Annotated in this window: 8 protein-coding genes; all 8 read left to right on the top strand. The window is 33.2% G+C overall.

Annotated elements, in window-relative coordinates:
- The first annotated feature begins 1 nt into the window (after window position 1).
- On the top strand, window positions 2–1,294 hold the full coding sequence (locus HKP48_RS02120) for a glycosyl hydrolase family 17 protein (protein WP_296342321.1): 1,293 nt from the start codon (window positions 2–4) through the stop codon (window positions 1,292–1,294).
- Window positions 1,295–1,354: 60 nt separating this feature from the next.
- Entirely contained in the window at window positions 1,355–2,809 is a 1,455-nt protein-coding gene (locus HKP48_RS02115; RefSeq protein ID WP_296342319.1) for a glycoside hydrolase family 30 protein, read from the top strand.
- 11 nt (window positions 2,810–2,820) lie between these two features.
- On the top strand, window positions 2,821–4,455 hold the full coding sequence (locus HKP48_RS02110; RefSeq protein WP_296342317.1) for an MFS transporter: 1,635 nt from the start codon (window positions 2,821–2,823) through the stop codon (window positions 4,453–4,455).
- Window positions 4,456–4,656: 201 nt separating this feature from the next.
- Window positions 4,657–5,574 carry a glycosyl hydrolase family 17 protein gene (locus HKP48_RS02105; protein WP_296342315.1) on the top strand — a complete coding sequence of 306 codons (918 nt, stop codon included), beginning with the start codon at window positions 4,657–4,659 and terminating at the stop codon, window positions 5,572–5,574.
- Between the two features lie 112 nt (window positions 5,575–5,686).
- A complete protein-coding gene (locus HKP48_RS02100; RefSeq protein WP_296342313.1) occupies window positions 5,687–8,983 on the top strand; it encodes a VCBS repeat-containing protein in 3,297 nt (1,098 codons plus the stop codon).
- A 220-nt stretch (window positions 8,984–9,203) separates the two neighbouring features.
- Window positions 9,204–10,934 carry a T9SS type A sorting domain-containing protein gene (locus tag HKP48_RS02095; protein ID WP_296342311.1) on the top strand — a complete coding sequence of 577 codons (1,731 nt, stop codon included), beginning with the start codon at window positions 9,204–9,206 and terminating at the stop codon, window positions 10,932–10,934.
- A gap of 128 nt (window positions 10,935–11,062) precedes the next feature.
- The gene (locus HKP48_RS02090; protein WP_296342308.1) at window positions 11,063–13,183 is read left to right on the top strand and encodes a thioredoxin domain-containing protein; all 2,121 of its coding nucleotides are present in this window, start codon (window positions 11,063–11,065) and stop codon (window positions 13,181–13,183) included.
- Window positions 13,184–13,210: 27 nt separating this feature from the next.
- Window positions 13,211–14,218 (top strand): LacI family DNA-binding transcriptional regulator, encoded by a 1,008-nt coding sequence (locus HKP48_RS02085; protein WP_296342306.1) that lies wholly within the window; start codon window positions 13,211–13,213, stop codon window positions 14,216–14,218.
- The last annotated feature ends 108 nt before the right edge of the window (window positions 14,219–14,326 follow it).

The raw sequence follows: 14,326 nt of genomic DNA, 5'->3' as shown, positions 1-14,326 counted from the left end.
GATGAAATATAGCCTTAACATATTATTTTGTATCGTGTTAAGTTTAGTCATATTTTCATGTGGACAAAAACGTAAAGAAGAAAAAATAATTCAGACACAAAACCAAGTGACAGCAAAAGATATATTAGGAAATCCAGACTATCTGGCTATTTCTTACGGAGGTTACAGAAAAAAATCGAGAGACAGCCAACCGACTATTCCTCAATTAAAGGAAGATTTGAAGATTATGTCTGCAATGGGGATTAAAATAATCCGCACTTACAATGTACAGCCTAAATTGCCTCATGCCTCAAACATACTAAAAGCGATTACTGAGCTTAAAAATGAGGATAAGAATTTTGAAATGTACGTTATGTTAGGTGCTTGGATAGATTGTCTCAATGCTTGGACAGATAAAGTGCCCAACCATGATGTAGAAAGTCCTAATAACGCAGGAGAAATACAAAGAGCTGTAGCTTTAGCAAATAAATATCCAGATATTGTAAAAGTTATTGCCGTAGGTAACGAAGCTATGGTAAAATGGGCAACGAGTTATTACGTACAGCCAAATGTAATCTTAAAGTGGGTTAACCATTTACAAGACCTAAAAGCTCAAGGAAAATTACCAAAAGACTTATGGATTACGAGCTCTGATGATTTTGCGTCTTGGGGTGGTGGCGAAGACAGCTACCATGTTAAGGATTTAGAAGATTTAATAAAGGCGGTAGACTACATTTCAATGCACACTTACCCTTACCATAACACACATTATAACCCCGAGTTTTGGTATGTTCCTGATGCGCATAAGACCATGCCAGGTTTAACTAAGATAGAAATGGCTATGGAGCGTGCTATCAAGTTCTCGCAAAAGCAATACGATAGCGTCAGCAATTACATGAAGAGTTTAGGAGTAAATAAGCCTATACATATTGGCGAAACAGGTTGGGCTTCTGTATCCAATGGACAATATGGGAATCATGGTTCAAGAGCAACGGATGAGTACAAACAAGGCTTATTCCATCAGCAGATGAGAGAATGGACAAACAATTCGGGTATTTCATGTTTTTATTTTGAAGCCTTTAATGAGCAATGGAAAGATGCTAAAAATCCTAAAGGCTCGGAGAATCATTTTGGATTGTTCACCATCGATGGAAAAGCAAAATACCCTATTTGGGATTTAGTAGATAAAGGTATTTTTGAGGGATTAACAAGAGATGGAAACCCAATTAAGAAAACCTATGACGGTGATAAAGACAAGTTGATGGAAGACGTATTAGTCCCACCAAATACAGATGAAGTCATGGCTTCACATTAACAGTAATAATCAAACATGAAATCATTAGAATATTATAGCATTTGTTTTTTAATTTTAATAATGAGTTGTGAAAGTAACAAGAAAGAACTGCCTGTAACGGTATACGAAACTTCCAAAAGTGGAAATCAGTTAACCGAGATTACAGATTTAGCTAAAGTTTCAAATGCAGATATTACCACAATAGTAAAGTTAGATACCGATAAGAAATATCAAAGAATAACTGGTTTTGGTGGTGCGTTCACGGAATCTTCTGCTTATTTACTCAATCAATTGGGTAAAGAAAATAGAAATAAAATTATCGAAGCTTATTTTAGTACTAAAGGCGCAAATTATTCATTAACGCGAACGCATATGAACTCGTGTGACTTCTCACTATCACAATATTCATACTCACCTGTAGTTGATGATATGGAGTTAGAACACTTTACAATCGAAGATGATATGGATGATTTAATTCCTATGATTAAAGATGCTATGGCAACTTCAGAAAACGGGTTTAAAATATTTGCTTCACCTTGGACAGCTGCACCTTGGATGAAAGATAATAACGAATGGGTTGGAGGTAAATTACTGCCAAAATATTACGATACATGGGCGCTATTCTTTTCAAAATATGTAGATGCCTATAAAGAACAGGGTATCGATATTTGGGGTTTCACTGTAGAAAATGAACCACATGGAAATGGTAATAACTGGGAAAGTATGCACTTTACTCCCGATGAGATGACCAATTTTGTGATGAATCATTTAGGGCCAAAATTAGAAGCTGATGGTCATGGCGATAAAATAATTCTAGGTTATGACCAAAATCGTGCTGGATTAAAAGAATGGGTAGATTCTATGTACAAGAATGAAGAAACCTCGAAATACTTTGATGGGAGTGCTATTCATTGGTATGAAAGTACATATAAGATTTTTGCAGACGAATTACAGTATGCACATAACAAGGCACCTAATAAATTGCTCATCGAAACTGAAGGTTGTGTAGACTCTGAAGTCCCGGCATGGAAAGATGATAATTGGTATTGGAGCAAAGAAGCCACAGATTGGGGCTGGGACTGGGCATCCGAAGAAGAAAAGTATTTACATCCTAAATATGCTCCTGTAAACAGATACGCCAGAGATATTATTGGTTGTTTAAATAATTGGGTTGATGGTTGGGTAGATTGGAATATGGTTTTAGACCGTCAAGGCGGACCAAACTGGTTCGAGAATTGGTGTGCAGCACCAGTAATTGTAGACCCAAACGCTGACGAGGTTTATTTTACGCCATTATACTATGTTATGGCACACTTTAGCAAATATATTCGTCCCGGAGCTGAGGTTATAGGCGTTGAAAATTCTAATAAAGCATTACAAGTAACTGCAGCTCAAAATCCAGATGGAACCATAGCAGTTGTTGTTTTTAATGAAGGAGAAACAGAGCAGAATTTCAGTTTATCTTTAAAAGAAAAGTCTATTTATATACCTATAAATGCGCAAGCATTACAAACTATAATCATACCAACTAACTAAAAAATAAAATTATGTCTATTACAGCAAAAAAAGATAAAGTTCCTTTTGGGCAAAAAGCAGCCTTTGGTTCTGGTCATTTAGTACTTAATTTACTGCCAGGAGCATTAGCGGTTTTCATGTTTTTTTTAGTAACAGCATTTGGAATGGATCCGTTTTTAGCAGGTTTGTTAGGCGGTTTACCAAGAATATTTGATGCTATTACTGACCCAATAATGGGTTTTATCTCTGATAATACGAAGTCTAAATGGGGACGACGAAGACCATATATTTTTGTAGGAGCCATCCTCAGCGGTATATTATTTGCTCTTTTATTTCAAATGAGTGAAGATAATTCCGTGATGTTTAATTTTTGGTATTTTCTTTTAATGTCTCTATTATTTCTCGTCGGAAATACAATGTATGCAACTCCGTTGGTAGGTTTAGGATATGAAATGACTACCGATTACAATGAGCGCACACGTTTAATGGCATTTGCTAATACCGTCGGACAAATTGCCTGGATGTTGGTACCTTGGTTTTGGGTAGTTATAGCTGACCCAACCGTATTTCCTATAAGTGATGAAGTTCTGAGAGCTATTGGAGAAATGGGGCTTACAGGTGATGAATTGCAAAAAGTAACTACTGAAAAATTGCAAGGCACAGGCGTTCGTAATTTATCGTTAATCGTTGGTCTAGTTTGTGCTATTCTTGGAATATTACCTGCATTATTCTGTAAAGGTCTTGATGCTGGAAAAATGGAAAACAGAAAAGAAATTGGCTTAAAAACAATATCATCTAATTTCAAAGAGCTATGGATAGGTATAAAAGAAGTATTTAAAAATAAACCTTTCATGAAATTATGTAGCGCAACATTTTTAGTATTCAATGGATTTCAAATGGTGGCTTCTTTCAGTTTTTTCATAATTGTATTTTATATTTACAATGGAGACTATGGCTTGGCAAGTACTTGGCCAGCTTGGTTTGCTTCACTGACAGCCTTAATAACTGCTTTTATGGTTATACCAATTATCTCTCGTATTGCCAACAAATGGGGAAAACGAAAGGCCTTTATCATTTCTACCATTATATCTATAATTGGTTATGGTCTTAAATGGTGGGGTTTTGATAATGAGTTAAATAAACAATTTAATGAATCTAGTATAGGAGAAGGCTTAAACAGTGGTTTAGCTTCAGTATTTGATGCAATCAACCCTTTTTTAGATAGTATAGGTATGTCATGGTTTAGTATGGATACTAGTCAAGGTGGCCCTTGGCTAATGTTTTTGCCTATTCCACTTATGGCTTTTGGGTTAGGAGGTTTATTTACTTTAATGATGAGTATGACGGCTGATGTTTGTGATTTAGATGAATTAGAAAACGGAATGCCACGAAAAGAAGGAACCTTTGGTGCTATATACTGGTGGTTTGTAAAGTTGGGACAGGCCATTGCATTAGTACTTGGAGGAGCAATATTAAGTTTAGTTGGTTTTGATGAAGGAGCTGTGACTCAAACTGCTGAAACTATGACAAAGTTACGAATAGCAGATATTGTTATACCAGCCTTGACAGCTTTTATTGCTGTTTTGATTATGTGGAAGTACAATTTAAACGAAACTAGATCCAGAGAGATTAAAATAGAATTAGTTAAAAGAAGAGGAGAATTATAGAGAATCATAAAATCATATGATTTTATTAAAATATGCTGTTATTTTTATTAAAAATGAAAAATAATCTATAAAAAAATAGCATTATAAAAATTCTTTAGTTTTAATTTAAAATTAAACACATAACACTATAGGAGTTAACCTTTTATACTATTTTTGCGCCTTAAATTTTGACTCAAATAGTTAATAAAAACACAACTTATAATGGGAGGATACAGAGAAGGATATCATTTTAAAAAAGACGGTTACAGTCAAATTAATACTCAGGGTATTGATTTGTCAAAATATTCATTAGAAGAATTAAAAGCCCTATGGCGTAAAACGATACAAGATGGCATGCACGGTATATGCTTTAGCATGTACGAAGATGGTCAAGAACCTGGAGACGAAATTAGTATAGAACAAGTCGAACGTCGTGTAAAAATCTTAAAACCATTTACAGGAGCTATTCGTTCTTTTTCTTGTATTGAGGGTAATGAGCACATTCCAGTTGTTGCAAAAAAACACGGTCTAAAAACTTTAGTTGGAGCTTGGTTAAGCGATGACAAAGAAGATAACGAAAAAGAAATTGAAGGTTTAATAGCTTTAGCAAAAGCGGGTCATGTAGATGTAGCAGCTGTTGGAAATGAAGTATTATATCGCAATGACTTATCATTAGAAGAACTATTAGGCTACATAAAACGCGTTAAGGAAGCTTTGGCAGGTTTAGATATTCCTGTAGGATATGTAGATGCCTATTATGAGTTTTCTCGTCACCCAGAGTTGGTAGAACATTCTGATGTCATATTAGCTAACCTCTATCCGTATTGGGAAGGTTGTCCAATTGAATATGCACTAGGACACATGCAAGCTATGTATGGTCAGGTTGTAGATGCCGCTCAAGGAAAGCCTATCATTATTACTGAAACAGGTTGGCCAAGCGAAGGTGGCGGACTAAGAGGTGCGCAAGCAGGACCAGAAGGCGCAATGAAGTATTTTATAGATGCCATTCGTTGGACAAACGAAAATGAAATCCCAATTTTTTACTTTTCATCTTTTGACGAATCATGGAAAACTGGCGACGAAGGTGATGTTGGTGCCTATTGGGGTCTATGGGATAAACATGAGAATTTAAAATTTTAGATCAAAATTTAAACTAACAAAAAGCCTTTTAGTGTTTAACACAAGAGGCTTTTTTAATATATCACACTTAGATATTCATTATCTTTACTAATCACATAATTATAAATTATAAATGAAAAGATTTAATATATTTATAACATTGTTTCTAGTTCTTAATTTACTGTTTATTTCATGTAATAATGGTTCAAAACGTAATCTTTATCCTGAAGAATTAATAGGAGGATTTGAATTATTGCCTTCTGAGCAAACAGGTATAGATTTTAATAATAGCATTAAAGAATCCAAGAGATTTCATCATTATTTTTTTAGTCAAATTTATCTCGGGTCTGGAGTCGCCATAGGAGATATTAATAATGATGGTTTACCAGACGTGTTTTTTGGTGGAAACCAAGTGAATGATAGATTATATCTTAATAAAGGAAATCTGAAGTTTGATGATATAACAATAAAATCTAAAGCAGCTGTTAATCCGGGATGGACTTGGGGCGTCACCATGGCAGATGTTAATTCAGATGGATACTTAGATATATACGTTAGTAGAAATGGAAATTCTTTTAATCTTAAGGACAGAAGAAATCAATTGTATATTAATAATCAAGATTTAACATTTACAGAATCTGCAATAGCTTATGGTTTGGCAGATATAGGTTTTTCTACTGAAGCTGTTTTTTTTGATATGGATAATGACGGCGATTTAGATATGTATCAGGTTAACCAGCCAGCTGATAAAAAACTTCTTATTACTAACAAAATTTCTAAAAAAGATATAAATTCTTTTAAGGATCGACTTTATCTTAACGATAATGGTGTATATAAAGATGTATCCGAGAGAGCTGGTATTTCAAGAGAGTTAGCTTATGGATTAAGTGTTAGTGCCTCTGATTTTAATAATGATGGATGGGTAGATTTGTATATTGCCAATGACTATGATGCGCCTGATTTTATGTATTACAATAGCGGAGATGGTACGTTTCGAAATGTTATCAATGAAGAATTAAAACATATTACTCAGTTAAGCATGGGTACGGATACTGGTGATATTAATAATGATGGGTTTATAGATTTAATGACAACAGATATGACGCCCGAAGACCATTACAGGTCCAAAACAAATATGGCTTCTATGAGTACTGAGGCTTTTAATATGATGGTAGACGCTGGAGGTCAATACCAATACATGACAAATACACTTCAAGTTAACTCTGGATTAGGAGGATTTTCTGATATTGGGAATTTAGCTGGTGTATCTAGTACAGATTGGAGTTGGTCTAGCCTAATTGTCGATTTAGATAATGATGGCTTTAAAGATATTATTGTATCTAATGGCATTAAAAAAGATGTTGATAACAACGATTATAGAATTGTGTTAGAGACTTTAGATAAAGACCAAACGACCATAGATAATTTTTTTCAATTAAGTAAAGATGCGCCTTCACAACCCATATCTAATTACGCGTTTAAAAACAACGGTAACTTTAAATTTGAGAAGGTTGCTAAAGACTGGAGTTTTAATACACCTAGTTTTTCAAGTGGGATGGCCTATGGTGATTTAGATAATGACGGTGATTTAGATGTTGTAGTTAACAATATGGAATCGGAAGCCTTTGTATATAGAAACAACGCTACAGGTAATTTTTTAAAGATTAAGTTAGAAGGGCCAAATAAGAATACCTTTGGTTATGGTGCTAAAGCAATAATCACACATAATGGACAAACACAAATTGCAGAAAATTCTGTAACAAGAGGGTATTTGTCATCTGTGGAGCCAAATTTATTTTTTGGATTAGGGAAAGACACTCAAGTTGACAACGTTGAGGTTATATGGACAGATGGAAAATCAAATATCTATAATAATGTTAGAGCTAATGATGTAATCACTGCAAAATATTCCAATTCAAAAATATATCCAAAAACAGATGTTAATAGCCAGTCCATTGTTTCAAAACTAAAAACATCAGATTATGGTTTTGATTTTGTTCATAAAGAAAATGAATACGATGAATATAAAGAACAAGTTTTACAACCACATAATATTTCACAAAATGGACCATTAACAGCTGTAGGAGATGTAAATGGTGATAAAATTGAAGATTTTTTTATTGGTGGGCCATCAGGGCAAAGTGGTATTCTTTATTTACAGGACGAAGAAGGACAATTCATTAAAAATAAATCACAACCTTGGGAAGGTGATAAATTATCTGAAGATCTTGGTGTTTTGTTTTTAGATGTTGATAATGATGGTGATAATGATATTTATATTGCTAGTGGCGGAAGTGAATTTAAGCAAGGAGATACTAAACTAAAGGACAGGTTGTATATCAATGATGGTAATGGAAATTTTGTTAAAAATAATAATGCAATTCCTAATATTTATCAGAGTTCTCAATGTGTCAAATCTTCAGATATTGATCAAGATGGAGATTTAGACCTTTTTGTTGGTACAAGGCTTATTCAAGGACAATATGGTTTTCCAGCCACAAGTTATTTGCTAATCAATGATAACGGGATTTATTCAAAAGCCTCGTCTAATATTGCTTCAAGCCTTGACAATATAGGTATGGTTACTGATGCTGTTTTTACAGATGTTGACAATGATAGTGATGATGATCTCATTGTAGTTGGCGAGTGGATGACCATAACTGTATTAACAAATAATAAAGGTAATTTTGAGAATACCACATCTAAATACGGACTTGATGATACTAGAGGTATATGGTGGTCAATTACTAAAAGTGATTTAGACAATGATGGTGATGATGACTACATCATAGGTAACCTTGGTAAAAACAACAAGTTTAAAGCCAGTAAAGAATACCCGTTTAAAGTTTATGCCAATGATTTTGATAATAACGGAACTAATGATGTTGTGTTGGCTAAATTTTATAAAGATGACTATGTGCCACTGAGAGGTAGAGAATGTACGAGTGAACAAATGCCCTATGTGGCTGAAAAATTTAAAGATTATAATAGCTTCGCATCATCTAAATTATTAGATATTTTGCCAGAAGACAAAGTTGATGATGCCATAGTTTATGAAATCTATAGCTTTGAGAGTATTGTATTAATCAATGATAAAGGAATTCTTAAAAGACAATCTTTACCTATCCAAGCTCAGTTTTCACCAATAAAATCATCTTTAGTAATGGATTTTAATAGAGATGGTTTTAACGATATTATAACTGTAGGTAATCATTATGGTGTTGAGGTTGAAACAACACGATATGATGCAGGATTTGGTACTGTACTCTTAGGAAATGGTTCTAATGATTTTGAGTTTATATCTCCTTTGGAAAGTGGTTTTTATGTTCCATCAGATAGTAGAGATATTCAAATTATAGAACGTACAGATAAAAATAATCTGATAGTCATTTCCAATAATAATGGACCTTTAACTTTATTCGAAAAATAAATTAAAGTATATCTTATTTTAAAAAAAAACTAATACCTAGCAATTAAGAATTTTATAATCAATTTGCTATATATTTTTCACGATTTCACGTGTTCTTATAAAAAATACAACATATAGTATTTGTTTAGCATTTTGTATTGGTGTTGTATGGGTGTATTTAACAGTTTTTTAAATTAAAATTTAGATATTGTAACCTTAATAAATTATAACTAAAAAAATTATGAAAAAAATTACTTTTTTTATTGCCCTATTGACTATTTCATTAGGTTTTTCTCAAGAACTGGTCACCAACGGTGATTTTGAGGCTGGTTCTGCGCCTTGGGGAGGCAACTCTGATGGTGGTACAAATATCAATGTCATTGATGATGGTACAGGAAATTTCGTTAATGCTGCAATTATTGTCAATGCAGCTGATACATGGAGAGTTAACCTACAACAAGTCTTAGACCTAACACAAGGTCAAGGTTATGAGCTTTCTTATGATGCATATGTTGACGCAGGTACTGCTACAATGATAGCGGGTATTTCTGAGAATTTTGGAGGTTTTGGAGGTGCACCTACTTTTAATCCTGCATTAACGACTACTTCGCAAACATTTACACATACGATGACCTTTAATAATGCATCAACTACCAATGGTAGAGTGTTTTTTGATATGGGAGGTACAGCTAACAGTGGAAAAACAATTTATATTGACAATGTATCTCTTACAGAGATTGTTGATTTATGTAATGATGGTATATTAAATAATGGTGAAACAGAAATTGACTGTGGTGGCCCTAATTGTGATGCTTGCCCATCACCACCATCTACAGCAGCGCCACTAGCACCTATAAGAAATCCGTCTGATGTGATATCTGTATTTAGTGATGAATATACTGACGCAGTGCCATCTGGTGTAGAAACGTTTGGACCTACTACTTTTGAGAATTTTACCGTAGAAAATCCTGATGATACAAGACGATTATCGGTTGGAGCTAATGGTCAAGGAATGCAATATCTATATTTGGGTGGTACACCTTTAGACCTCTCAGGTTTCGACAAGATGCACTTTGATTTTTATATTGAGGGAGATGTAGCTGCTTCCCAAGAAATACAAGTTTTTCTAATTGATTTTAATCAGTATCCTAGTGGTGCTGGTAACACAAGTCTATTTACAAATTTTGATGCTAATGCCATAGGCTCAGGGGTATGGTATTCTGCAGATATTGATTTAGATAGTTTTAATGGTACACCTTTAACTAGAAATAATATTGCTCTAGTACAAGTTATCCTTCAAGGTGGTGCTGGCGCACCTACATTAGGTCCAATTTATTTTGATAATTTATATTTCTATAATGTAAATGACTCATGTGCTGAAGCTACACCTATTCCATTAGATGGTAGTACGATTGAAATAAGTAATGTTGGGGCAACAGATTCTGGGCAAACAACTTCTTGTGATCCAATGGGAGTAATTTCAGATGTATGGTATTCAGTAGTAGCAGATAGTGATGAATTTTATTTAGAAACTACTGCACCAAATGTAGCTATATTCAGTGGTGCTTGTGGTAGTTTAACAGAGGTAGCCTGTAACCCAGGAACCAATGTTGCAGTAACTGGTATTACTTCTGGAAACACTTACTACGTAAGAGTAACTGATGATGGTACGGGTAGAGCTCCTGGTCCTTTTACTTTAAAAATTAGTGGTGCTTCATTAAGTAATACAGATTTTAACGCTAATCAATTTAAAATCTACCCTAATCCAACAATAGATGTTTGGAATATTGAAGCTTCTAGTTCTGTTATAGATACCATTGAGATTTTTGATATTTTAGGTAAAAAAGTTCAAACTTTAAGTCCTAATAACCTGCAAGCAACAATTCATGCTTCTAGTTTAAAAACAGGTTTATATTTAGCAAAATTTTATTCAGGTGATGCTGTTAAAACAATCAGATTAGTAAAAAACTAATTTGGTTTTATAACATAATTATATTGAGGTCGTCTAAATAATTTTTAGACGACCTCTTTTTTTAATTTATTATTTTTATAATTCATTACATTCAATAATAAATGAATATATTTTCAGTTTAGCACATCATGTATAAAAGACTTATTTATTACACATTCATTATTCTATTGGCGATTAGTTGCTTAAAAAGTAAAGATGCAGCCAATACCAATAAAGCTGGTCTTAAGGCTAATGATTTAATAAATGAAACCAGTCCTTATTTACTTCAGCATGCCTATAATCCAGTAGAGTGGAAAGCTTGGAATAATGAAACTTTACAACTAGCCCAAAAAGAAAATAAACTTATTATAATCTCAGTAGGTTATTCGGCGTGCCATTGGTGTCATGTTATGGAAGAAGAAAGCTTTGAGAATGATTCTATTGCAAAATTAATGAACGATAATTTTGTTAGTATTAAGGTAGACAGAGAAGAGCGTCCCGATGTAGATCAAATTTATATGAACGCTGTGCAATTAATAACAGGAAGCGGTGGTTGGCCTCTAAATTGTATTGCATTGCCAGATGGTAGACCAGTTTTTGGAGGAACATATTTTACCAAAAAGCAGTGGAAAAAAGTACTTGTAGAAATGTCTTCATTATATAAAAATGACCCTTATAAAGTAACAGAATATGCTAAGCAGCTAACCGAAGGTGTTAAAAATTCTGATTTGATTACATTAAATACTAATAAGGTAGTTTTTAGTAAAGATTTCTTAAAAGCTAATATTGAACAGTGGAAAAATGAACTAGATAATGAATACGGAGGCCAGAATAAAGCTCCTAAATTCCCTATGCCAAGTCATTTAAATTTTATTCTTAGGTATAGTCATCAATACGGTGATAAAAATCTTCAAAATTACATAACCAATACGCTGACTAAAATGTCAAATGGTGGTATATACGATCAAATAGGTGGGGGATTTTCTAGGTATTCTACAGACAAGAAATGGCATATACCTCATTTTGAAAAAATGTTATATGATAATGCCCAGTTAATAAGCCTTTATTCGAAAGCATATCAAATCACTAAAAACGATTTATTCAAAACGATTGTAACTGAAACATTAGAATTTATTGACAGAGAGCTCACTCAAGCTAATGGGGCATTTTATTCATCAATTGATGCCGATAGTAAAACAGATAATAATATTTTAGAAGAAGGTGTTTTTTACAGATGGACCAAAGAAGAGCTTAAAGAGACATTAAAAGAAGATTATAACTTGTTTTCGTCTTATTATAATATTAATGTCATCGGAAAATGGGAGAATAATAATTATGTTTTATTTAAAAACATGACAGATGAAGAATTTGCAAACTCTAATAATCTTAGTGTTTTAAGTTTAGTTGAAAAAGTAAGTCTTTGGAAGAAAAGGTTATTTGAGGAGCGAGCAAAAAGAGAACGACCAAGGACAGATAATAAGGTATTGACCTCTTGGAATGGTCTAATGCTAAAAGCTTATGTTGATGCTTATCGGGTTTTAGGCAATAATGACTATTTAGATAAGGCTCTCAAAAGTGCTGAATTTATTAAAGAGAACCAATTAAGAAAAGAGGGTGGTCTTTTTCATAATTACAAGAATAAAATTACTTCAATTGAAGGATTTTCTGAAGACTATGCAAGTATAATTTCGGCTTATATTAGCTTATATGAAGTGACATTAGATGAAGATTGGTTAAAACTATCAAGACGTATATTAGATTATACCATAACTCATTTTTTTGATAAAAATAATGGGATGTTTTATTTTACACCAGATTCGGAGACGACTCTAATTACAAGAAGAATAGAAATTGTAGATGATGTTATTCCATCTTCAAATTCTATGTTAGCAGAAAGTCTTTTCAAATTAAGTCATTTCTATTCAAATGAAGATTACAAAAATATTGCTAGGCAAATGTTAAGTAATATGAAAGATAATATAGGAAAATCTCCTTCAAGTTTTTCAAACTGGTTAAGTTTATACCTAAACTACTCTAACCCTTATTATGAAGTTGCTGTCTCTGGAGAAAAAGCTTTAGATAAATTGAAAGAACTTAATAAATACTATTTGCCTAATATATTAATTGCAGGAGCATTAGCAGAGAGTGAAGTACCAATAATGAGAAACAGATTTAATGAGGGCGAAACATATATATACGTATGTGTAGATGGCACATGTAAGTTGCCGGTTAAGTCAGTTGATAGTGCAGTAAATCAACTTTTTAAATAGCATTTATAAAAACATTTAAAAAAAATAATGGTAACACTTAAAGAACTTTCAAAATTATTAAACGTTTCAGTGTCTACAGTTTCTAAAGCTTTGAGCGATAGTAGTGAAATAAGCGATGCTACAAAACGTCGCGTTACAGAATTGGCCAATGAGCTTAACTACAAACCAAATCGTATTGCTCAGCAGCTAAAATCTAGTAAAACGAAGGTTATAGGCGTTGTAGTGCCTAGCTTAATGAATCCTTTCTTTGCAGAAGTTGTTCACGGTATTGAGACTACATTAGAGCAACACAATTACGACATGACGGTTTGTATATCTAACGAAAGCTTAGAGAAAGAACAGCGTAGTTTTAATTTATTATCAACAGGTAGTGTAGATGGATTTATAGTTGCAGTAGCTAGAGAAACTCAAAATAAGCATAGAGTAAAGCATTTTGAAAGCGTTGGAAAAACTACGCCGATAGTTATGTTCGATCGCGTACTAAATGATGTAAGTTGTAGCAAAGTTGTTGTGGACGATTTTCAGACAGTATATGAAGCTACAAAATACCTTATTGAAGATGAGAAGAGAAGCCAAATACTATTAATTAGTAATATTGAAGAGTTAAGCGTTGGACAATCTCGAATCAAAGGATATACTAGAGCAATTCAAGAAGCAGGTCTTCACTCCAGTGTTTTAAAACTTGATAATGCTTCTAACCCAGATGAAATTATTTTAAGGTATCTTAAAAATCATACAGATATAGACGCCATTATTTCTATAGATCATATCACAGGTATTATGGCATTAAATATGGCGAAGAAGCTTAATAAAAATGTACCTAAGGATATTTCTGTTATTGGTTTTGGGTATGTGGATTCAAAATATGTGTCAAGTCCTCGAATCTCCGTAGTAGACCAAAAAGGTTTTGAAATAGGTAAAACTTCTGCCAAGCTATTATTAGACGAATTGAGTTCTGATACAAAGATTAAGCACAAAACACTTATGGTAAAAAGTAAATTACACCTTAACGAAACAACAGGCACCAAACCATAAAGTGTGTAAGTAAAGTTATTCTGAAATTTTTCTGGGGCAATTTTTCTATTGCCCAATGGGGAAAAATTTCGGAAATAACTTTACGATATAATATTCAGTAACTTTATA

Source organism: Winogradskyella sp., from assembly GCF_013042245.1.
In the GTDB taxonomy this organism is placed as follows: Bacteria; Bacteroidota; Bacteroidia; order Flavobacteriales; family Flavobacteriaceae; genus Winogradskyella.
Note: the sequence above shows the minus strand (reverse complement) of the source record. Positions and strands in the feature narration are given on the sequence as shown.